The sequence below is a fragment of the Epibacterium sp. MM17-32 genome, assembly GCF_022348205.1.
Classification (GTDB): Bacteria; Pseudomonadota; Alphaproteobacteria; order Rhodobacterales; family Rhodobacteraceae; genus Epibacterium.
The window spans coordinates 215,021-236,283 of the sequence record NZ_JAKRFC010000006.1 but is presented as its reverse complement, the minus strand read 5'-3'; the positions used below and the strand labels follow the sequence as shown (position 1 = coordinate 236,283).

The window sequence follows — 21,263 nt, the reverse complement described above, 5'->3', positions numbered from 1 at the left end:
ACGCAGGCGCCCCGCGCCAGGCGCGCGCATCCGGGTGGCGATGCGCGCGGGTCAGGTCTTGGTGTCTCAGTCCGTTGCGGGGTTGAGCTTTTCAGGCTTGGCCATCCATTCCTTGCCCTTCAGCATGGCCTTCCAATAGATCGGCGGCAGCATCTTTTCCTTCAGGAACCAGGCCAAGCGCGTCGGCTGTGTGCCGTCCAGCAGCACCGAGGGGAAGCTGGGTTTGAGCACGCCGCCATAGCCGAACTCCGCCAGCACGATCTTGCCGCGCTCGACGGTCAGCGGGCAGGATCCGTAGCCGTCATAGGCGGCGGTGGGGGACCGCCCGGCAATATCGGCGACGATGTTTTCCGCGACTGTTGGCGCTTGTTTGCGCGCCGCCGCGGCGGTCTTGGCATTTGGGGCGTTCATGACATCGCCAAGCGACCAGATGTTGTCGAAACTCTTGTGGCGCAGCGTGGTCTGATCCACATCCACCCAGCCCGCGGCATCGGCAAGCGGCGACACACGGATGAAATCCGGTGCGGTCTGCGGCGGGCAGACGTGCATCATGTCAAAATCGACCGTCACGGTTTCGGGGGTGGTGTCAGGTTTGGAGACCTTGAACGTCGCGGTCTTTGCCGGCCCATCCACGGCCACCAGATTGTGGAAGAAGTTCAGCGTCGCATCGTATTTTTCGACGTATGTCTCCAGCGCCGGAACGTAGTCTTTGACACCAAACAGAACACCGCCGGCAGTCATGAACTGGATGTCGATATCCTTGAGCGCCCCGGTGCGGAACCAGGCATCGCCGGACAGATACATCGCCTTTTGCGGCGCACCGGCACATTTGATCGGCATCGGCGGCTGGGTGAAAAGCGCGCGCCCTTCCTTCAATCCCTGCACCAACTGCCAGGTGTAGGGCGCAAGGTCGTAGCGGTAATTCGAGGTCACGCCATTGCGACCAAGCGTGTCTTCGAGGCCTTCGACCGCGTCCCAGTCCAGCTTCAGGCCGGGGCAAACGACCAGCCGGTCATATTTTACCACCCGGCACCCATCCAGGATGACCGCGTTGTTGTCCGGCTCGAATGCGGCGACGGCGGACTTGATCCAGGCCACGCCGCGCGGGATGAGCGACCCCATGGTCTTGGCTGTTTCGCGGGCCTCGAAGATCCCGCCGCCGACCATGGTCCAGCCGGGCTGATAATAGTGAATGTCCGCAGGATCGATGATGGCGATCGACAGGTTCGACTGCCGCGACTGAAGGCTCGCGGCCACCGAGACGCCACCGGCGCCGCCACCGACGATGACCACATCATATTTGGCGTCACCGGTGTCGGTCGGGGTCTTGCCGCCGTTGGCAATCCGCCTGGCAACCCCGTTCATGTCATAGCCAGCAGCCTTGGTCGCCGCGAGGATCTCCGGCATCGGGCGTTTCTTGCTCTCATGGAACGACCAGAGCGTCGCCGACCGCGTGCCGGTCCGGCAATAGGCCAGAACCGGACGTGGCAGGTCGGAGAGCGCGGCGCTGAAGGCCGCCACATCCGCATCCTGCACCAGACCGGATTGCACAGGAACATAGGCAGCCTTGATCCCGACAAGATCCGCAGCCGCAGCGATTTCCGCGAAACTGGGCTGGTCTGCGCCTTCCCCGTCGGGGCGGTTGCAGATAATGGCGCGAAAGCCGGCCTCCTTGATGGCGGCGATATCTTCGACCATGATCTGGGGGGTGACAGAGGTTTTGTCGCTGATTTTCCGGATGTCCATGGTCCCGCCCCTCAAAGCCCGTTCACGGGCACTTTGAGCATGGGGTTGCCGTCCTTGTCGGTCGGCACTTCGCCCGCGCGCATGTTCACTTGCAGCGAGGGGATGATCAGCCTTGGCATCGCCAGTTGCGCATCCCGTTCGGTGCGGAATTTGACGAACTCCTCCTTCGTCTTGCCGCCGCCGACGTGGATGTTGTGGGCTTTCTCTTCGCCCACCGTGGTTTCCCACTGGATGTCGCGCCCGTTGGGGCCGTAGTCGTGGCACATGAACAGCCGCGTCTCGTCCGGCAGGGCCAGGACCTTCTGGATGCTGTCATAGAGCTCACTCGCGTCGCCCCCGGGGAAGTCAGCACGGGCCGAGCCGCCATCCGGCATGAACAGCGTATCCCCCACAAAGGCGGCATCGCCCATCACATGCACCATGCAGGCGGGCGTGTGGCCGGGCGTGTACATCGCAAAGGCCTGCATCTCGCCGATCTGGTAGGTGTCGCCATCTTCGAACAGCGCGTCGAACTGGGACCCGTCACGCTGGAACTCGGTGCCTTCGTTGAAGACTTTGCCAAAGGTATCCTGGACCACCATGATCTTTGACCCGATGCCGATCTTGCCGCCCAGCCGGGACTGGATGTACGGGGCTGCGCTCAGGTGGTCGGCGTGGACGTGGGTTTCGATGATCCACTCCAGTTTGAGGTTTCGGGCCTCGATCTGGCGGATCAGCTCATCCGCGTGGTCGTAGGTGATCCGCCCGGCAGCATAGTCGATGTCCATGACACTATCGACGATGGCACAGGCGGTCGATGACGGGTCTTTCACGATGTAGCTGATCGTGTTCGTGGCCTCATCAAAGAAGGCCTGAACCTCTGGCTTGATGTTCATGTTGACGGGGTAGGTCATGCTGTATCCTCCGGTTGCGGGGTCAGGGGCTAGGGGGTTACGTGGCGCGGTTTGCGGCCAACCAGGCGGCGCAGAAAGACGCCCGCTGTGACCGACACCAGGAACAGGGCGACCTCCCAGCGACCGGTGCCAAGTGCAGGGATGGCGGCGCCCGGGCAGAACCCTGCGATGCCCCAGCCCACACCAAACAGGGCCGCGCCGCCGATCAGCCTGCTGTCGATACGCGTCGATGTCGGCACTTGAAAGCTCTGCCCAAAGAGCGGGTTGGACCGGCGCCAGACCCACCGGTAGCCGATGGATGTCACGATCAGCGCACCGCCCATGACGAACATCAGGCTCGGGTCCCATGTCCCGGCAATGTCGAAGAAGTTCAGAACCTTGGCAGGGTCCATCATGCCGGAGATCGCAATCCCGGTGCCAAAGACAAGGCCGGTCAGAAGCGCAAACAGATGTTTCATCTCAACCTCCGAATACGTGGCGGATCACAAAGACGGTGATGGCGGCGGTCGCCATGAAGGTCGGCACGGCCACCAGCGACCGGATCGACAGGCGCGACAGGCCGCAGACCCCGTGACCCGACGTGCAGCCGGAGCCGAGGCTGGCACCAAAGCCGACGATGACACCGCCGATGACGATCATCATCGGGCTCACCGGTACTGTCAGCGCAGGCATCGCGCCCGTCACCGCAAAGATCAGCACCGGGGCGAGGATCATGCCCAGGATCACGGCGATGCGCCATGACATCTCCTGCCGGTTTTCGACAAGGACCGCGCCGGACAAGATGCCGGTTGCGCCAAAGATCCGTCCCAGGCCCAGCATCAGCAAGACCGCGCCGAGACCGATAAGCAGACCGCCCCCGAGGGACGCGAAAGGTGTGAACACGGTTTCCATCGCGTCAGGCCCGGCAGGTCTTGAAGCCAAAGATGGAATAGATCGGGCACACGCGGATGGCGGCGACGATCAGCATCACACAGCCAACAAGCGCTGCGCCATATTTCAGAAGCCCCCCGTCAAAAGCGGGCACCCCGCTCAGAAAGGCGAGATAGAGCAAGCCAACGCCAAGGGCTGCGCGAAGGAGGCGGTCAAGGGTGCCGACATTGGTGGTCATGGGGGTCTCCAATCCGATAACTTGGAGAACAGATATAAGTTTGCGGTGCGCGCTTCAGTGACAATGTCACTTAGCAGGCACAAAGTGAAAGGCTACGCCGAAGTGGCAACGGCGCGCAAAGCCGGTTTGTCCAGCAATTCGATGCGGCCACGCGACTGTGCGATCATCTCGCGTTTCTGGAAATCCTGCAGGATGCGACTGATGACTTCGCGCGCGGTGCCCAGCTCGCTTGCGAGATCCTGATGTGTGGCGGCGACCTCTTTGAAATCACCTGCCAGTGCAATGAGCCGTTCCGCCAGACGCACATCCATATGCCCAAAGGCGACATCATCCACGACGCGCAACAAGTCGATCAACCGCCGGGAGTAGGCGGCAAAGACAAACTTTCGAAATGCGTCTTCTTCCGCCACCAGCCGGTCAAAATCCGGCTTGGGCAGAACGATGGCGGTGATGTCGGTCTCGGCGATGCCTTCGGCGTTGTAGGCCTCTTCGGCCAGCATGCAGGCAGTGGTCAGAACACAGCTTTCGCCGGCATCCACGCGGTAGAGCACGATCTCCCGGCCGGTGTCAGAGCTTTGCGACACGCGGATGCGGCCCTCGTAGAGGAAAAACAGGCTGTCGGGGATGTTTGCCGGTCCAAAGACCTGCGCGCCCGCGGGGATTTCGATTGCGCGCGCAACCTTCTGCAACCGGTCCCGCACCGGGCGCGGCAAGGCCGCAGTGCCCTGAAAGCGCTCTGTCCAATCGGCGATCATCGTGCTTTGCGCATCGGTGCGACGATGCCCTCCTCAAGTGGGGCGATACGCGCCAGAAGATCATCGCGGTTGGAGGCAATGTCGGCGAGTGTCAGATCGTCCAGAACCTCCATGAAGGCGCGCGCGGCCCTCTGCAGCGCCCGCGACAGTTTGCAAACCCCCATCAGCGGGCAGGTGTTGTGTTCGGGATTGAAACACTCCACCAGTTCGAGCGGGCCTTCTGTCAAGCGCACGACATCCCCGATCACGATGTCTTCGGCGGGTTGTCCCAGACGAAACCCACCATTGCGCCCGCGCTGTGTAACGACATACCCCGCAACGCCCAGTTCATGGACGATTTTGACGATATGCGGCCGCGCCAGCCCGTGTACGCGCACGACATCATCGACCCTGATCAGGTCCGGGGACTTCAGCGCCGCCAACTGCAAAGAACGCAGCGCGAAATTGGTGTAGGACGTCAGTTTCATCGCCTCTCCTCGCCCGAAACTTATATTTGCACTATATGTTATTGCAAGATGGGTGGAACCGTCTTGTTGCTCTGTCCGTGCGGCGACCGGTAGCCGGCTCGGACACCAAATCAGCGTGCGCTCCCCGGACAACACGCGGATCGCCCTTGGAGAACCGCCGCAAGGGACGTGCTCGACGCCATGCGGATCCAAGCGGCTGCGCCGGGTCGGCGGAAATACGCGGCTTGGGGCAGGGGCAGGGTCCTGCGTCGACATCGGGCTTGGCAGGGCCTCCGTGGTGCCCATAGGATAGTGCTGTCCGGCACCCGTTGCGGCGCCTTTTTGGGGCGGTGTGACAGAGTGGTGCCGGGCTAAAAACGATGACGCTGGCGTGGGTTACACGATTTGACCGAAGATTTTATTGCAAGAGCAACGCTGCTGGATCAGGGGTTTTCGACCCTGGGTCTCTACGCGGTCCTCGACGGCGCCTGCCTGCCCGGATTGCCAGAGCGGCTGGAGGCGTCGAACGCGGCATTTGAGTGCCTGTTTCAAGGAGACGCAGCAGAGGATCTGCGTGACGTGGCCCCCTATCTGGTGGAGGTCGCGCAGGGTGGGGAGCTGCTGCGAGATTTTGTCGACACCCAGGACACCCCCCAGGCCATGTGGCACAAACGCCCCGGCATTCTGATCGCGACCGATATGGAAATTGCCCCGCTGCGCAAGCACTTGCGCCGCTTTCTTCGGGTCACGGTCGAGGCGCGTCCCTATCTGTTCCGGTTCTGGGAAGCCGCGCCCGCAAGGGTCTATTTCCAGGCGCTCCAAACGCAGGAGCGGCGCTCTCGCTGGTTTCTGCCGCGTGACGGGGGGCGTGTGGACGCCTTCCTGCTCCCGGACCCGGAGAACGACGGGCTATGGGTCGCGGGGCCGGGGCCCTCCGGCGCTGCGGATGAGACCGCCGCCCCGCTGCGGCCCTTCAACCTGTCGGAGCCGGAGCTTCTGGCGCTGCGCAGCGCCCGCACGCGTGACAATCTGGCGGAAATGGTGGCGCTTCTGACGCAGACCTTTCCCGAGCAGGTCGCGGGGAAAGAGCCCGCCGGGCTGGAACGTCAGGTGCAGCGGTCCGTCGGCCGAGCCTGGGAGTTCGGGATCCGCCAGCGTGCGAACGCCTTTCGCATTGCGGCGTGGGATCTGCATGCTGACGGCGCGTTCGAAGACCTTGATCCCGAAGCCAAAATTCGTGCGATCCTTGAGCTGCCTGTCGGTGAGGCGGACAAGATGCGCCGTCTCGCGGCGCGGGTGGCAGAACTGGATCGCCCCTCGCTGTGATCCTAGACCGCTTGGCCCGGGTCGTTGTCATATTCGACCCTGACGTGGTTGGTTTCCGGGCCGTGGCCCTGATGATCGGCGCTCAGGAAATCGCCGTCCTTCATCGAAACATGGCCGAAGTTGCGCAAAATGGCAGCCCGGTCTGCCGTTGAGATGGACCCACTGCGCATGGCGGCCTCATAGGGTTTCAGCCCCTCGGGAATTACGTAATTCTCGTCAGTGCTCGGCAATTCCAGAAACGCCCCATCGACCTCCGCCACGGCGGCCTCGTGCATCATGTGCAGCGCGACCCGCGACAGGCCAAGTTGCACCCAGGGGCGATGCAGGGCCAGTTGCTCGTCATAGGTGAAGGTCTGGCGGGTGATGGTTTCGAACCCGTGCTGGACCGTGACCGTCCGTTCGACGATCGGGGTCATCACGCGAAGCACCCCGCCTTCGGTTTCGTTCGGACCAAGCCAGCCCTCGCGCACGAACACCGCTTCCAGATCGCGATGCGCTCCCGGTTGCAGATCCGCCTGCTCGACGGCAGCGCGTGCGGCCTCGGCCTCGGCCCGCTGATAGTAGAATTGCCCCCTCGCGCTTTCGAGTGGGGCGGTGTCACCGGGATCGGCGTAGCCGCCGCCGACATCGGAATGCGCCCCGGGCAGTTCGAATGTGTCACCGCCGCCGGGAATGTTGCGGTTGAGGCGGAAGTTCTTGCGGTATTCATCCCCCGCAGTCAGATGGTAAATCCGGTTGCTGGCCTGGTCGCTGCGCAGATGCACGTTCACCGGGTCGTTGTCGTCATCGGTGGCCTTGCCGATCGCGGCGACCGTGTCGAAGATACCAACAAAGCGAATAGAGACGGGCAGATCTTCGGGCCAGGTTTCCTCGTAATCGCCAATGCCCCAGGGGTCATAGGTTGCCCGTCCGGCCCGGATCGAGTTCACGAAATGACGCGCCCCCGCGGCCCCGCGCGAAAACCCGAACACGTCGAGCACCACCTCCTTGAGGTAGGGCGCGCCGCCGAGGAGGTTGACGCGGCGCAGAACCTCTCGGAAGCCTTCGAGGACGCGCGCTTCGACACCGCTTTGACGGCCCTGACCAAAGGCATAGCCCATGGTGTCGTCGGCTTCGCCAGCGGTCGAACCGGGGCCTTGGACATAGACCGACCGGAACGCGCGCGCGGTGCCGCCGCAGGCATTGGGTTCATCGAAATCGGGATCGTTCTTGTAGCGATCATAGAGCAGCGCCGGGTTCGACAAGGCATTCTGGTAGCTGCCGTCGTCGCGCCCGCCGGACAGCACGTTGAAGCGATTGTTCAGCGTCCCATCGAAGAATACGCCGATTTCAAGCGTCGTCTTGGGGCAGGTCTGGGCAATGTTGCCGGTCTCTCCGGACATGCCGGCCTCTGCCGACGCGCCCTGGGCCGCGGTATCAATATCGGTCAGACCCATGTTATCCTCGCGGTTCCGGGCAGTGGGACGATCTGTCCTCGGCTGCGCTGTTGCTGTCGATGCCCTCAAGGAGGCGGGGCAGTTCTGGGAATTGCCCTGTCTCCAGGCGCCAGGCCTTGTCGGCCGCGGGCACCCGGGTGCCGCAGACCCGTGCCAGGTCATTCTGAGCGGAGCGGTCGGGCCGGGCCTCGTCAGAGCCGATCAGAAGTTCGCCATTCGGCCCCAGGATCACCAGCAGGTGATAGGTGGATGTGTCGCGCACCAGATCCTCGATCGCGATGGTTGCCGAGGCGGTCCAGGCCTTGTCGGTCGGCAGCTCCACCCATTCCACCGAGATGGTCCATGTCCCGTCCCCCTCGACATCGTTGGGAAGCGACAGGATCGATCCGCCGGCGGAATCGCGCGGTATGTTTATATCCGCGCTTCCGGAGGCGATCAGCGGCTGAATGGGCGTGAGCGGCTGTTCGATGGCAAATTGGGTCACCACGGCGGGGGCGGTCCGATAGGCCTGAAATCCCAACGACACGGCGCGATGCGGCGGCGTCGAGAGCCACAGGGCGAGACTGCCGCCCCCGGCCAGCCCCATGACGGCGAGGAGCGCAAGACCGTATGTGCGCCGCGAAAGGGAGGAGCCAGCCATGCCCGGGCCTACCGTTTCACAAAACGCAGCATCGGATTGGCGCGCGCCCAATCGACGATGCTGACCTGATAGGCGGTATAGAGGTCCTCCAGGCAGGTCTCCAGCGGCACGATGCCATAGTCCTCGACGGGGCGGCCGCCGGGGCGCGGGGGCAGGATCCTGGGCGCGTAGACCATGCCATCGGGCAAGGGGCCAAGCGCGGCTGCAAGCCGGTCATAAAGCGGTTGTTGCGCGCCGTCGTGCACTTCGATCATCTGCGGCGGAATTTGCAGCAGGCGTTCGCGGATCTGCCTCTCCGCCGGGATGGCCGTGTCGCCGGTCAGGTTCGGCATTTCCAGCGTCGACAGGATCGGGGACAGAAAGCCGAAGCCATGACGTTGCGACCAGACCATCAGCTCGCCGAGGTTGCCATAGGCGATGGCATGGGTATCACCGGCAAGCTCGGGGTCATTTCCAAAAATGAAATCCATCAGACCGGCCAGCCGCGCGGGCTCCAGCAGGTGAACGCGGCCCATCGCCACGGAGACAAGGCCGTAGGTGGCCCAGACCTCGATCAGCAACGGGGGCAAACGCGGCTGCCACCGCGCCAGTGTGTCTGGGGCCACGGGCATTGCATCATCCGGGACCGGGCCAAGCACAGGGAAAAGATCGGACATGCTGACTCACAAATGCTTCAAAAAATAGACTGTCGGTGCACCAGAGGCTGCGACCGCAAGTGCTTTTGTCTCTACTCGACCAAAGGTTGTTTCGCAATCCGCCGCCAGCACAACGGCGCTCTGTTGCCGATGCACGATAGGTGAAAAATTCCTCGCCTGCGCGCCGGGCCGGACATGCAGGTGCGCGTCGGTCTGGTGCTAGGGCGCTGATAAATCGTGCGTTTTGCGGCGGGCGGGTCAAAGCGGGCACAGTGGCGCCGCCACATCAGCTTGTGTAACACTGGCGGGCGCGATCGACATCGCGTATCCCCCATGCTAATGTGTGAGAATCAAACGTGAACGAAGGGCGCTGAAAGTTGAGACCGATCGCAGTCGAGTTGTTTGCGGGCGCAGGTGGCCTCAGCCTCGGGTTTGAGCAGGCGGGGTTCGACGTCCGGGCCGCGGTGGAAATCGACCCGGTGCATTGCGCCGTTCACAAGTTCAACTTCCCCCATACGGCGGTGCTGGCACGCTCTGTCGAAGGGTTGAGCGGCGATCAGATCCGCGCGGCGGCGGGCCTGGGCGATGCACGGATCGACTGTGTCTCCGGGGGGGCGCCCTGTCAGGGGTTTTCCATGATCGGCAAGCGGGTGCTGGATGATCCGCGCAACCGGCTGGCGATGGATTTCCTGCGCATTGTCAAGGAATTGGATGCCAGGTCCTTTGTGTTCGAAAACGTCAAGGGGCTGACAGTGGGCAAGCACAAGCAGTTCCTCGAGGAGCTGGTGGCGGCCTTTGATGCTGCCGGTTATGCCTGCCAGACCCCGTGGAAAGTGCTCAACGCGGCCCATTTCGGCACGCCGCAATCGCGTGAGCGGCTGATCCTGATGGGGGTCAAGAAGGGCCTGCCGTTGCCTCAATACCCGGCGCCGCAGACCAACATCAGCGGCAAGCCCAAGACCTTCGAGGGGCTGCCCGACGGGCCCAGCTGCCACGAGGCGCTGGGGGATCTGCCGGATGCGGAACGTTTCGACGCGCTGCTGGACAGCGATGCCACGCGCGGTGTGCGGTTCGGCAAGCCGTCGGACTACGCGGCAGAGCTGCGCGGGCTGACCAATGACGCCTGGCATCACGGCTATGTGCGCGACTGGCAGCCCAAGGTGCTGACCTCCAGCGCCCGCACCGGCCACACCGAGATCACCCGCCGTCGCTTTGCCGAAACCGCCGAAGGCGCGGTGGAACCGATCAGCCGTTTCTTCAAGCTGGCCCGGGGGGGCGTCTCCAACACGCTGCGAGCCGGGACGGATGGCGCGCGCGGCGCGTTCACCAGCCCGCGCCCGATCCACTACAAGTACAACCGCTGCGTCACCGTGCGCGAGATGGCGCGGCTGCACGGGTTCCCCGACTGGTTCCGCTTCAACGCCACCAAATGGCACGGCGCGCGCCAGATCGGCAATTCGGTGCCGCCGCCGCTGGCCCGTGCCGTGGCCGCTCAGATGATGGCAGCGCTTGGCCATGCACCGGAGCGTCCCGAGGGGGTCATGCAGCTGGGCGACCCCGATCTGCTGCAATTCGACCTGACCCGCGCCGCCGCCCATTTCGAGGTGGATGCCATGCCATCGCGCCGCGACCGCAAGAGCGGCGCGACCAAGCGGCGCCAGGCGGATATCGAGCTGGAACGCGCCGCAGCCGCCCCCAAGAGCGCCAATGGCTAAGCGACAGAACCGCTACAGCGCCCTGATCGAGAAGATCTTTGTCGAGCGCTACAGCGAGGGCGCGACCGAATTCGGCTTCAGCCGCGAAGAGCTGGAGCAGGCGGCGGCGGAACTGGCGATCAAACTGCCCAAGAACCTGGGCGATGTGCTCTATTCCTTTCGCTTTCGCAATGCGCTGCCCGAGGCCATCGTGGCCACCCAGCCCGAGGGGCGCGAATGGGTGATCGAACTGGCCGGGCGCGCGGTCTATAAATTCAGCCTGGTGAAGATCAACCGCATCCTGCCGCAGCAGGATCTGGAGGTCATCGACATCCCGGATGCCACCCCCGCCATCATCCGTGCCTATGCGCTGGATGACGAGCAGGCGCTGCTGGCGGTGGTGCGCTACAACCGGTTGATCGACACGTTTCTGGGCCTCACCACCTACAGTCTGCAAAACCACCTGCGCACCACGGTAAAGGGCATGGGCCAGATCGAGATCGATGAGTTGTATATCGGGCTCGACCGGTACGGCTGCCACACCATCATCCCCGTGCAGGCCAAGGGCGGCAAGGATCAGATCGGCATCGTGCAGGTCAGCCAGGACATCCGCTACGCCGACGCCAAGTTCCCCGGCATGCGTTGCCGCGCCATCGCTGCGCAGTTCATGGAGGACAGCGTCGTGGCGCTGTTCGAACTGGCGGTGCAGGGGGACGAGATCCAGGTACTACAGGAACGCCACTACCGTCTGGTCGCCGCCAATGCGCTGAGCTACACGCGGCGGATCGCCTATCGGGACGAGGTCTGAGGCGATGGACGCGTCGGCGCCCGTGGCGGGCGTGGAACAGGTCGCCCCGTTCAAGACCCAGCTGCTGAAATGGGTCGGCAACAAGCAGCGCTTTGCCCATGAGATCGTCGCCCATCTGCCCAAGGACTACGGCACCTATTTCGAGCCGTTTCTGGGGGCGGGCGGGGTGATGGCCAATCTGCGGCCGCAGCGTGCGCTTGGCTCCGACATCTACCCGCCGCTGGTGGAGATCTGGCAGGCGTTGCAGGAAGATCCCGACCAGCTGAACCACTGGTATCAGGCGCGGTATGAGGCCTTTATGGCCGGGGACCGAGTGGCAGTCTACGAGGCGATCAAGGCCCGTTACAACGCGACGCCCAACGGGGCGGATTTCCTGTTCCTGTGCCGGGCCTGCTACGGCGGTGTGGTGCGCTTTCGGCGTAAGGATGGCTATATGTCCACGCCCTGCGGCAGCCACCCGGTGATGAAGCCGCATAAATTCGCGGAACGGGTGGAGATGTGGCGCGACCGGATGGCGGGCGCGCGCTTTGCCTGTCTGGATTACCGCGCCGCCATGGCGCAGGCGCGCGCGGGCGACGTGATCTACTGCGACCCGCCCTATGCGCATTCGCAAACCATCCTCTATGGCGCGCAGACCTTCCGGCTGGAGGAGCTCTTTGCCAGCATCGCCGCCTGCAAGGCGCGCGGAGTGCGGGTGGCGATGTCGATCGACGGCACCAAGAAATCCGGCGACGTTTATTGCGATATCGAAATCCCGCAGGGCCTGTTCGACCGCGAGATCCTCGTCAATATGGGCCAGTCGATGCTGAAACGGTTCCAGATGGGCGGCCAGCGCATGGAGACGGAGGCCGTGCGCGACCGGCTGCTCCTTACGTATTGACCCGGGGCACCTGAGCCTCCCAGGGAGAGGGCGCAGCGCGCGCCATCTACGCGGATATTCTGCGCGTTAGCTGTTCAGGAAGGTGCGCACCGTCGCCTCGAACTCGCGCGGCTTTTCGGCATGCAGCCAATGGCCTGCGCCGGGGATCTTGGCAAAGCGTGCGCCGGGAAACAGCGATTTGATGCGACCGCGATGTTCCGCCAGCACGTATTCCGAATTGGCCCCGGTCAGGAACAGTGCCGACCCGTCCCAATGGGTATCGACCTCCGGAAACGACAGGATGTGCGGCATCTCGCGCTCCAGCGTATCGAGGTTCAGCCGCCAGCACTTGTTTTCCACATCAAGGGACTGGGTGAAGAAGCTCTGCAACATCGCGTCCACGCCAGCCTCTGCCAGCTGTTCCTGCGCGTCCGAGCGACGCGTCACACGCGACAGATCCACACTGCGCATGGCGGTGATGAAATGCGCCTGGGTGTGCTCATACCTCACCGGGGCAATATCGGCGACCACCAGACGGTTCACGGCCTCCGGGTGGTTGAGTGCCAGCATCATCGCCGCCTTGCCGCCCATGGAATGTCCTACCACATCCATGCGGCCGCCATGGGTGGCGATCACCTCCGCCAGATCCTCGGCCAGATCGACATAGGTGTGGCTCTCGGTTTGCGGACTGAGGCCGTGGTTGCGCATATCCACGGCAATCACCTGCCGTTCATCCGAAAGCCGCTTGGCAATCACCCCCCAATTGCGCCCGGAGCCATAGAGGCCATGCGAAATCAACAGGGGTGGTTGGTCCGTCGGGGTGCCATGTAGGATCGTGTTCAGCATGTCTGCGGTGATAGCGGGCAGAGGACAGGCTGTCAGCCCCCAACCGCCCCCCTGCGGCATTGAGATCCCGACAGGCGATGGCTATGGTCGGGCGCGTTGCATCTGCTGAACGAGGGCAAAGCGCCATGCGCGAGACGTTACAGAGTGAGTTGGACCAGATCCGCGCGTTGCTGGAAAAGCGGCTGAAGCTCTCAGGCGACCTGTCAGAGAGTTTGCGCCGCGCCCGGCGTCATTTGCCGCATCGGTTACGCAAAGCGGCGGATGATCTTATGTCTGCTGAGGAGAGCTTTGCCCATCCACGTCTGGCTGCGGCGCTGGACGAGGACCGACTGGTCAAGAAAGCGCGCCGCCTGCGGGCCTATCTTGCGGAGCTGGACCTCAGGGACAGGCGCAAGGGGCGCCTTCTGGATATGGCCGCCACCTCCGCCTTTGCGGTATTGTGCGTCATAGCGCTTCTGGTGGTCGTGCTGCGCTGGCGGGGGTTCGTCTGATCCCGTGTGACCCGACCGGGCGGTAAGGCGCGTGTGAGAGCGCGTCGCGCACCACCAGGGTGACGGTGACAAAACTCACATACAACAGCAGATACCAGCTGCCCATCTTGGCGATACTGACCCATTGATCACTGTCCTGCCCGGCATAGAGCCATGTGCGCGTGCGGGTGCCGACGTTTTCCGCCACCCAGAGGAAGAAGCTGGACAGGAAGGCCGCCAGTGGCAGTGGCATCCAATAGGCGTGGCCGCCGATATAGAACCAGATCCGGGTGCGGATAAAAATCACCACCGTGGCAACAAACAAGGCCAGCCTGATATCGGGCAGGAAATGGTGGCTGAAGAAATTCACATAGATCGCCACCGCAACGCCCGTTGCCATCCAGAGCGGCGGGTAGGGGGCAAAGCGCATGTCAAACAGGCGGATCACCCGCGCCATATAGGACCCCACCGAGGCATACATGAAACCCGAGAACAGCGGCACACCCCAGAGTTTCGCCAGACCATCCCCGGGATAGGCCCAGCTGCCGGCATCGACCTTGAAGATTTCCATGATCGTGCCGGTGAGGTGAAACAACAGGATCACCCGCACCTCGCGCCAGCTTTCCATGCCCGTGGCCAGAAACACCGCCTGAAGCCCCAGCGCATAGATCAAAAGCGCATCATAGCGCGCCAATGCCCAGTCCGCTTGCCAGATACGGCTGGAGATCAACAGCCCGCCCAAAAGCAGGATACCAAAGATCGCAGCCCAGCCCTGTTTCAGGGTGAACATCACGAATTCCGACAGGTAATGCGGCAGCCGCGCGCGCATCCAGTCCCCAAGGGCGCGCTCAAGGCGGCGTGTGCGGTTGGCGCTGGCGGGCGGATAGGGTGTCTGCTGGGTCATATGAGCGAAATGACTGCAAAACGGACATGAAGTCTATGTGCTTTTGACACGCGGAGGGTCTTTGAAGCCGGGATTTGCATTTGAGGGGGCATGCGGCCTATAGACGGGTATGGCGTGAACGCGGTTCAGAAAATCGGATGGGTAAGATGGCAACAAAGGCAGAGCAGCGCAGGGCGGACCTTCGTGAGAAGCTGGTGAATGCAGCAGAAGCGCGTATTCGCGACGCAGGCGTCACTTCGCTCAGGGCGCGGGATCTGGCCAAGGATGCAGGCTGCGCGGTGGGGGCGATCTACAACGCCTTTGACGATATGACAGCCTTGGTCATGGCGGTAAACGGGCGCACGTTTCAGCGGCTCGGGGCAGAGGTCGAGGCCGCCGTGGCCGCATCACAGGGGGCCGCCGCCAGTGAACGGCTGATCCGGATGAGCGAGGCCTATCTGGACTTTGCCAGCGCCAACAATCGCCTGTGGCGCGCGTTGTTCGATCTGGAGCTGCCAGCCGACGGGGAAGTGCCCGATTGGTATCGCACCGCACTTGATCGCTTGTTTCAGCATATTGCCGGCCCGGTTGCCGAGCTGTTTCCCGATCAGCCCCGTGCGGAGCAGGCGCTGACCGTGCGGGCGCTGTTTTCTTCTGTGCATGGCATTGTGCTGCTGGGATTGGAAAACCGCATCTCTGGCGTGCCCCCGCAAGAGATCCGGCGCATGATTGCACTGGTGCTGTCACAGCTGACGGTAAGGTAAACCTTACCTTTGTGAACGCTGTTCATTTTTATTCTTGAACGTCGTTCAGGGATGCCGTACATCCTCCACATGAACGATGTTCACGAATGGAGGGATGATCGTGTTCTCAACGCTCAAAACCCTGATGGTCGGTGCAAACCGCCGCGCCGAGACCCAGGTGCGCCAGCAATTTTCCATCGAGTTGATCGAGGAAAAGATCGCCCAGGCCAATGATGATCTGAAGTCGGCCAAATCCACATTGGTCAGCCTGATCCAAAAGGAACGCGCCGAAGGGCGTCAGATTGCAACGCTGACAACGCGGATCAATGATCTGACCCTCCGCGCCAAAGCCGCACTGGCAGATGGGCGCGACGATCTGGCGACAACCGCTGCAGCCGCCATCGCCGAGATGGAAAACGAACGTCGCTTGCGTCAGGAGACACAAGCGCGCCTGGAAGCCCGCATTCTGCGTCTGCGCCAATCTGTGGAAACCGCTAGCCGCCGTCTGATCGACCTGCGTCAGGGGGCCATCGCCGCCAAGGCCGTGCGGGGCGAGCATCGCGCGCAGGCCTCTCTGGGACACGCGCTCCACGGGCGGCCAATGGATGAGGCGGCAGAACTCATTCAGGAGGTGCTGGGACAGGAAGATCCCTTTGAGGCCTCGGAAATCCTCAACGAGATTGAAACCGGCCTCACGCCCCATTCCGTTGCAGATCAACTGGCAGACGCGGGCTTTGGTGCCGCCACCCGCAGCACTGCCAATGATGTGCTGAGCCGTCTGAAATCCGACAGCTGACCTGAAAACTCTGCGGGGCAAAGACGCCCCACTTCACATGGGCAAACGCCCGGTTTTACGCGACTAATTTCAAATCAAAGGACCTGACTTATGTCTAACATGCGCAACGAAAACGCCCTGATCACCAACCTTAACATTGCTGGCGTCGTCATCGCTTATGGGATGCTCGGCATTTCGCTCTGGCTCTCGACCGAGGTGCCGCTGTCGACCAAAGGGTATTGGGCCATGGGCATCCTGCTGCTGACCCTGAGCCTCATCAACGTGGTGAAGTACCGCTTTGACATCCGCCAGAGCGAAGACCGTATTCGCCGCATCGAGGACATTCGCAACGAGCGCATGCTGGAAGACGCGCTGAAAGAGCCGACGTCTGAGGGATAAGTTCCTAAACCTGAGAACATAGTTCGGGTCGGAGCCAGCTCAGATGAGCGGCTCCGGCCCTATGTTTTCGATCAGCTCCGGCCCATCGTCCTCAATCCCGAACCGCGCCACCTGATGAAACCGCATGCGTCCGTCCCAATCGGTGCCGAGGTCTGATTTTGCCGTGTCCCGGTCCACCTCGCCACTCAGCCATGCCTGGAGCTGCCCATCTGCCAGAATGACCGGAGAGCGCGGGTGCAGGTGGGCCGTTTGTGTCAGCGCCGGTCGGGTCAGGATCGAACAGGTCCGAAGCCCGCTCTCCAACCGTGTTTGCAGCCCTGCAAAGAACAGCATCGGCGCATTGCTTTGCGTGGTGATCCACCACGGCTGCTTTTGTCCTTTGTCACCTGTCCATTCGAAATACCCGCTGGCCGGGATGGCGCAGCGGCTGGCACCGCGAAAGCTCGGCAGGGTGTCGGCGGTCTCGATCTTGGCGTTGAAGGTGGTGGCCTTCCAATCCTTCGGCGCGCCCTTGAACCACTGTGGCACCAGCCACCAGCGCGCATTGGCGGCGACGAGGGCGCCCTTGCGGACAAAAAGCGCCTCTACGGTTTGGGTGGGTTTGACGTTCCAACTCATGACCAGATCGTCAGAGCCGTCCTCGCGGAGGATGTCGAGCCAGTCGAACTCGCCGCGCTGCCACGCCACGAATTGTTTCCACGTCAACTGGGGAAGGCCGATTCTACCACACATGCCAGTATGATAGCGGTCTCTGCCACACCGGGCAAAGGTGGCCCCCACAATGAAAAACCGCCGCGCAATCTGGCGCGGCGGTTTGATTTTTACCCGTAGTGGGGATGGATCAGAGGTTCGGGTAGAGCGGGAAGCGGGCGCAGAGCGCTGCGACCTTGCCGCGGACCGCTTCTTCAACCGCGCCGTTGCCGTCTTCGCCATTGGCGGCCAGACCGTCGACCACTTCGACAATCAAATGCGCGATTTCGCGGAACTCAGCCTCGCCAAAGCCACGGGTGGTGCCGGCAGGCGTGCCCAGACGAATGCCGGAGGTCACGGTGGGCTTTTCCGGGTCGAACGGGATGCCGTTCTTGTTGGTGGTGATATGCGCGCGGCCCAGGGCCTTGTCGACGATGTTGCCGGTCACGCCCTTGGGACGCAGGTCGACCAGCATCACATGGGTGTCGGTGCCGCCGGTCACGATGTCCAGACCGCCCTTGATCAGCTCATCCGCCAGCGCAACCGCGTTTGCACGCACCTGTTTCTGGTAGGCCTTGAACTCGGGCTTCAGCGCCTCGCCGAACGCAGCGGCCTTGCCGGCAATCACATGCATCAGGGGACCACCCTGGATGCCCGGGAAGATGGCGGAGTTGAACTTCTTCGCCAGATCCGGGTTGTTGGTGACGATCATACCACCGCGCGGACCGCGCAGGGTCTTGTGGGTGGTGGTGGTGGCGACATCCGCATGGGGGAAGGGCGAGGGGTGCTCGCCTGCGGCCACGAGACCGGCGAAATGCGCCATGTCGACCATCAGCCAGGCGCCGACGCTGTCGGCCACGGCGCGGAACTTGGCAAAGTCGATCTGACGCGGAATGGCGGAACCACCAGCGATGATCAGCTTGGGCTGGTGCTCGGTCGCCAGTGCTTGCAGCTGGTCATAGTCGATCAGGTTGTCGTCTTCGCGCACACCGTAGTGGACCGCGTTGAACCATTTGCCGGACTGGTTTGGCGCTGCCCCGTGGGTCAGGTGACCGCCGGAGGCCAGATCCATGCCCAGGATGGTGTCGCCGGGCTGCAGCAGCGCCTGGAACACGCCCTGGTTCGCCTGAGAGCCGGAGTTCGGCTGCACATTGGCGAATTCGCAGTTGAACAGCTGCTTGGCGCGGTCGATGGCGAGGTTTTCCGCCACGTCCACATGCTGGCAGCCACCGTAGTAGCGACGGCCCGGATAGCCTTCGGCGTATTTGTTGGTCAGCACGGAGCCCTGTGCTTCCATAACGGCGGCGGAGACGATGTTCTCAGAGGCGATCAGTTCGATCTCGTCGCGCTGACGGCCAAGTTCGTCGGTGATTGCGCCGAACAGCTCCGGGTCGCGCTCCGAGAGGCTTTGGGTGAAGAAACCGGTGTCACGGGGGGTCTCAGTCATGCTGGCTCCGTCTGGTTGGGGGTGATCTTTGCGAGATTTCCTATCGGAAACTTCACAGATCTGAAAGGCTGTAAAGCGACGAAACGGGACAGGTGAACGGCAACTCTGGTCTTCGGGGAAAACCTGTGCTTGTTTCGGAACCGTTTGGACCCTTCCGGAAACAGGACCGCGCCTTATGAGAATCGCATTTCTGGCCAGTGAGGCCCCTTTGGCGCAAACGGCCCTGTCTGTCCTGAGCAAGCGCTATGGCTCTGTCGCGGTGGAGGCGGCGGATGTGATCGTCGCCCTGGGCGGCGACGGCTTCATGCTGCACACGCTGCGGGATACGGTAAACCTGAACATCCCGATCTATGGGATGAACCGTGGCACGGTGGGGTTCCTGATGAACTCCTACGGCGAGGGGGAGCTTCTGGAGCGGCTGGAGGCGGCCAGCGAGGAGATCATCCATCCCCTGCGCATGTGTGCCAAGGACCGCGCCGGAAAGATGCATGCGGCGATGGCGATCAACGAGGTGTCGCTGTTGCGGCAGGGGCCGCAGGCGGCCAAGCTGAAGATCTCGGTCGATGGACGTCAGCGCATGGCGGAGCTGGTCTGCGACGGAGCGCTGGTGTCGACGCCTGCGGGCTCCACCGCCTATAATTTCTCCGCCCATGGTCCAATCCTGCCGATCGGGGCGGATGTGCTGGCCCTGACCGCGATCGCGGCGTTTCGCCCGCGGCGCTGGCGCGGGGCATTGCTGCCAAGTGGTGCGACGGTGCGGTTCGACGTGATCGATGCCGCCAAACGGCCGGTGATGGCGGAGGCGGATTCGGTGTCGTTCAAGGAAATCGACTGGGTCGAGATCCAGAGTGAACGCCGGATCAGCCACAAGATCCTGTTTGATCCCGGCCACGGGCTGGAAGAACGGCTGATTTCCGAGCAGTTCAACTGAGACCGGTGCCAAGCGGGCGCGCTGGCGCGCGGCTGGGTAAGCCCCGGACCGGTTGGTCCGGGGCCGTTGCCTCCGGCGGAGGTGTTTAACAAAAAGATGAAGGGCAGGGGGCGGAGCCCTGCGTCACATCCGCTCCCACAACAGCGGTGCCATCTGACCGATGCGATCCTCGATGGCGATGGCGGCGTCTACCGCCATGTCTTCGCGCCAGCGTTGGGCCACGATCTGCACATTGATGGGCTGCGGGCCTTTGGCCAGCTGCGCCAGCCGGGACGGCACGCAGGCGGCGGGCAGACCCATGTAGTTCATGGCGTAGGAATAGACCGCACAGCCGAGGACATCATGCGCGCCCTCAACACCCTCGCGGTCGCGGTCCGGGGCAAAGAAGGGATGCGGCAGGAAAGGCGTCAGCACCAGCGGGTAGTCCGCCATGAACATCGCCCACTGACGGGCGTAGTGGCTGCGTTTGGCGTACATCTTGAGGAGGTCTTCGCCGAGGAAGGGGGGGAACTCCTGAAAATAGGTTTCGAACATGGTGCGGATGACTTCGGACCCCATCGCGTCGAGATCCGGTTTCATCAGCGCGTGGATTTCGCCCATGAGTGCGCGATAGCCGGTGCGTCCGGCCTCAAACACATTGGGGGGCTCGACCTCCTCGACGATATAGCCCGCATCCGACAAGGCATCGCGGGCCGCCAGCAGCGCGGCCTCGACCTCCGGGTGCAGATCATAGCCATGGGTGTTGCGGGTGAAGGCCACCTTGATGGGGGTCTCCGGGGGGGGGCCTTGCCACGGAACCGGCGCATGGAAGGGATCGCGAATGTCTGGCGCGATCATCGCGGGCATGGCGAGATGCAGGTCGCGGGCACTGCGGGTCATCAACCCCTGCACGCTCATCAGCTGTGCCAGCAACCCGCGTTCGGCTTTCTGGCTGGGGTTCCAGGCTGGCACACGGCCAAAGCCCGGTTTAACCGTCACCGCGCCATTGGCAGCCGCGGGAAAGCGCAGGGAGCCGCCGATGTCATTGCCATGCGCCAGCGGGCCGACCCCGGCCATGACCGCGGCACCGCCGCCGCCCGAGGAACCCCCAGGAGAGATATGCCGCCCCCAAGGGTTATGGGTGCGCCCGTAAATCGGATTGTCGGTGTCCGCGCGGAAGGAAAACTCCGGTGTGTTGGTGCGCCCGATCACAACCGCGCCCGCAAGTTCCAGATTTTGCACCACCGGGGCATCATCGGGTGCGATCAGATCCTTGAGCGCGGGAATGCCGTTGGAGGTGGCGTGGCCGGTCTGGTCGACGTTGATCTTGATCGTCACCGGCACGCCATGCAACGGCCCGCGCGCGGTCTCTGGCGTGCTGTCCAGAACCTCGGCCCGAGCAAGCGCCTCATCGCGCAGATCCTCAACCACCGCGTTGAGGGCCGGGTTCACCGCATCCATCCGCGCCAGTGCGGAGGCAACCGCCTCGCTGGGGCGGACCGCGCCACTGCGGGTCAGGGGGGACAGTTCATTTGCGCTCAGGCGCCAAAGTTCCTGATTTGACATGTTAATAATCTCCTTGGGGGCGAGCCTAGTGCCGGTTCCCCGGGCTGGGAAGGGCAAATTCCGGGCACAGCGCGCCCGCCTTTAGGAGCACGGCACATTGCGGGGGGCGAAAAATATTCTGCATCCCGCGGGAACAACTGCGGGCCGGCGGCGTTATCAGGTCAAGCAGCAAGCGTTTGAAAACGCAC

General features: G+C 63.1%; 24 protein-coding genes. 9 read left to right on the top strand and 15 right to left on the bottom strand.

Annotation, left to right across the window (positions count from 1 at the left end):
• Positions 1 to 66: 66 nt before the first annotated feature.
• From MHM88_RS12330 to MHM88_RS12300, 7 genes are all read right to left on the bottom strand, one after another.
• Complete coding sequence (locus MHM88_RS12330) at positions 67 to 1,746, bottom strand: bifunctional protein tyrosine phosphatase family protein/NAD(P)/FAD-dependent oxidoreductase (RefSeq protein ID WP_239365310.1); 1,680 nt, start codon at positions 1,744 to 1,746, stop codon at positions 67 to 69.
• A gap of 11 nt (positions 1,747 to 1,757) precedes the next feature.
• Positions 1,758 to 2,639 (bottom strand): MBL fold metallo-hydrolase, encoded by an 882-nt coding sequence (locus MHM88_RS12325; protein ID WP_239319264.1) that lies wholly within the window; start codon positions 2,637 to 2,639, stop codon positions 1,758 to 1,760.
• Between the two features lie 29 nt (positions 2,640 to 2,668).
• On the bottom strand, positions 2,669 to 3,097 hold the full coding sequence (locus tag MHM88_RS12320; protein WP_239365308.1) for a DUF6691 family protein: 429 nt from the start codon (positions 3,095 to 3,097) through the stop codon (positions 2,669 to 2,671).
• Between the two features lies 1 nt (position 3,098).
• Entirely contained in the window at positions 3,099 to 3,530 is a 432-nt protein-coding gene (locus tag MHM88_RS12315; protein ID WP_239365306.1) for a YeeE/YedE family protein, read from the bottom strand.
• Between the two features lie 4 nt (positions 3,531 to 3,534).
• Entirely contained in the window at positions 3,535 to 3,747 is a 213-nt protein-coding gene (locus tag MHM88_RS12310; RefSeq protein WP_239319274.1) for a DUF2892 domain-containing protein, read from the bottom strand.
• Between the two features lie 92 nt (positions 3,748 to 3,839).
• The gene (locus MHM88_RS12305) at positions 3,840 to 4,502 is read right to left on the bottom strand and encodes a Crp/Fnr family transcriptional regulator (protein WP_239365304.1); all 663 of its coding nucleotides are present in this window, start codon (positions 4,500 to 4,502) and stop codon (positions 3,840 to 3,842) included.
• Entirely contained in the window at positions 4,499 to 4,969 is a 471-nt protein-coding gene (locus MHM88_RS12300; protein WP_239365302.1) for an Rrf2 family transcriptional regulator, read from the bottom strand. Before MHM88_RS12300 ends, MHM88_RS12305 begins: the two co-directional genes overlap by 4 nt.
• 384 nt (positions 4,970 to 5,353) lie before the next feature.
• Between MHM88_RS12300 and MHM88_RS12295 the strand changes: the two genes are divergently transcribed.
• Positions 5,354 to 6,274 carry a DUF4123 domain-containing protein gene (locus MHM88_RS12295; protein WP_239365300.1) on the top strand — a complete coding sequence of 307 codons (921 nt, stop codon included), beginning with the start codon at positions 5,354 to 5,356 and terminating at the stop codon, positions 6,272 to 6,274.
• Between the two features lie 2 nt (positions 6,275 to 6,276).
• Here MHM88_RS12295 and MHM88_RS12290 read toward each other — a convergent pair whose 3' ends face one another.
• From MHM88_RS12290 to MHM88_RS12280, 3 genes are read right to left on the bottom strand one after another with little or no spacing between them, the layout of a single operon-like run.
• The gene (locus tag MHM88_RS12290; RefSeq protein WP_239365297.1) at positions 6,277 to 7,710 is read right to left on the bottom strand and encodes a phospholipase effector Tle1 domain-containing protein; all 1,434 of its coding nucleotides are present in this window, start codon (positions 7,708 to 7,710) and stop codon (positions 6,277 to 6,279) included.
• A gap of 1 nt (position 7,711) precedes the next feature.
• A complete protein-coding gene (locus MHM88_RS12285; protein ID WP_239365293.1) occupies positions 7,712 to 8,350 on the bottom strand; it encodes a hypothetical protein in 639 nt (212 codons plus the stop codon).
• A gap of 8 nt (positions 8,351 to 8,358) precedes the next feature.
• Positions 8,359 to 9,006 (bottom strand): GAD-like domain-containing protein, encoded by a 648-nt coding sequence (locus tag MHM88_RS12280; RefSeq protein ID WP_239365284.1) that lies wholly within the window; start codon positions 9,004 to 9,006, stop codon positions 8,359 to 8,361.
• A gap of 356 nt (positions 9,007 to 9,362) precedes the next feature.
• Here MHM88_RS12280 and MHM88_RS12275 point away from each other — a divergent pair, with 356 nt between their 5' ends.
• Genes MHM88_RS12275 through MHM88_RS12265 form a run of 3 tightly spaced genes read left to right on the top strand, consistent with a single transcriptional unit; the run spans position 9,363 to position 12,367 of the window.
• Entirely contained in the window at positions 9,363 to 10,700 is a 1,338-nt protein-coding gene (locus tag MHM88_RS12275; protein WP_239365281.1) for a DNA cytosine methyltransferase, read from the top strand.
• Entirely contained in the window at positions 10,693 to 11,487 is a 795-nt protein-coding gene (locus MHM88_RS12270; protein WP_239365278.1) for an endonuclease, read from the top strand. Before MHM88_RS12275 ends, MHM88_RS12270 begins: the two co-directional genes overlap by 8 nt.
• A gap of 4 nt (positions 11,488 to 11,491) precedes the next feature.
• On the top strand, positions 11,492 to 12,367 hold the full coding sequence (locus MHM88_RS12265) for a DNA adenine methylase (RefSeq protein ID WP_239365275.1): 876 nt from the start codon (positions 11,492 to 11,494) through the stop codon (positions 12,365 to 12,367).
• A 66-nt stretch (positions 12,368 to 12,433) separates the two neighbouring features.
• On the opposite strand, the gene MHM88_RS12260 is transcribed toward MHM88_RS12265, so the two are convergent.
• Complete coding sequence (locus tag MHM88_RS12260) at positions 12,434 to 13,192, bottom strand: alpha/beta fold hydrolase (RefSeq protein ID WP_239365269.1); 759 nt, start codon at positions 13,190 to 13,192, stop codon at positions 12,434 to 12,436.
• Between the two features lie 125 nt (positions 13,193 to 13,317).
• Between MHM88_RS12260 and MHM88_RS12255 the strand changes: the two genes are divergently transcribed.
• Positions 13,318 to 13,683 carry a hypothetical protein gene (locus tag MHM88_RS12255; RefSeq protein ID WP_239365267.1) on the top strand — a complete coding sequence of 122 codons (366 nt, stop codon included), beginning with the start codon at positions 13,318 to 13,320 and terminating at the stop codon, positions 13,681 to 13,683.
• On the opposite strand, the gene MHM88_RS12250 is transcribed toward MHM88_RS12255, so the two are convergent.
• Positions 13,637 to 14,566, bottom strand: a complete 930-nt coding sequence (locus MHM88_RS12250; protein WP_239365265.1) for a DUF817 domain-containing protein — start codon at positions 14,564 to 14,566, stop codon at positions 13,637 to 13,639. The two genes, MHM88_RS12255 and MHM88_RS12250, sit on opposite strands and share 47 nt — an antisense overlap.
• Before the next feature lie 146 nt (positions 14,567 to 14,712).
• Between MHM88_RS12250 and MHM88_RS12245 the strand changes: the two genes are divergently transcribed.
• The 3 genes from MHM88_RS12245 (at position 14,713) to MHM88_RS12235 (ending at position 16,462) form a co-directional block, all read left to right on the top strand.
• Positions 14,713 to 15,309, top strand: coding sequence for a TetR/AcrR family transcriptional regulator (locus MHM88_RS12245; protein ID WP_239365263.1), 597 nt, complete (start codon positions 14,713 to 14,715; stop codon positions 15,307 to 15,309).
• A gap of 94 nt (positions 15,310 to 15,403) precedes the next feature.
• Positions 15,404 to 16,084: a PspA/IM30 family protein gene (locus MHM88_RS12240; RefSeq protein WP_239365261.1), complete on the top strand. Its 681-nt coding sequence runs from the start codon at positions 15,404 to 15,406 to the stop codon at positions 16,082 to 16,084.
• A gap of 90 nt (positions 16,085 to 16,174) precedes the next feature.
• A complete protein-coding gene (locus tag MHM88_RS12235) occupies positions 16,175 to 16,462 on the top strand; it encodes a YiaA/YiaB family inner membrane protein (RefSeq protein ID WP_065329230.1) in 288 nt (95 codons plus the stop codon).
• 39 nt (positions 16,463 to 16,501) lie between these two features.
• Here MHM88_RS12235 and MHM88_RS12230 read toward each other — a convergent pair whose 3' ends face one another.
• Together MHM88_RS12230 and glyA are read right to left on the bottom strand one after the other, a co-directional pair.
• A complete protein-coding gene (locus MHM88_RS12230; protein WP_255734615.1) occupies positions 16,502 to 17,194 on the bottom strand; it encodes an SOS response-associated peptidase in 693 nt (230 codons plus the stop codon).
• 109 nt (positions 17,195 to 17,303) lie between these two features.
• Positions 17,304 to 18,599, bottom strand: a complete 1,296-nt coding sequence (glyA, locus tag MHM88_RS12225) for a serine hydroxymethyltransferase (protein ID WP_239365238.1) — start codon at positions 18,597 to 18,599, stop codon at positions 17,304 to 17,306.
• 175 nt (positions 18,600 to 18,774) lie between these two features.
• Here glyA and MHM88_RS12220 point away from each other — a divergent pair, with 175 nt between their 5' ends.
• Complete coding sequence (locus MHM88_RS12220; RefSeq protein ID WP_239319305.1) at positions 18,775 to 19,530, top strand: NAD kinase; 756 nt, start codon at positions 18,775 to 18,777, stop codon at positions 19,528 to 19,530.
• A 123-nt stretch (positions 19,531 to 19,653) separates the two neighbouring features.
• Here MHM88_RS12220 and MHM88_RS12215 read toward each other — a convergent pair whose 3' ends face one another.
• Positions 19,654 to 21,075, bottom strand: a complete 1,422-nt coding sequence (locus MHM88_RS12215) for an amidase family protein (protein ID WP_239365236.1) — start codon at positions 21,073 to 21,075, stop codon at positions 19,654 to 19,656.
• Positions 21,076 to 21,263: the final 188 nt, after the last annotated feature.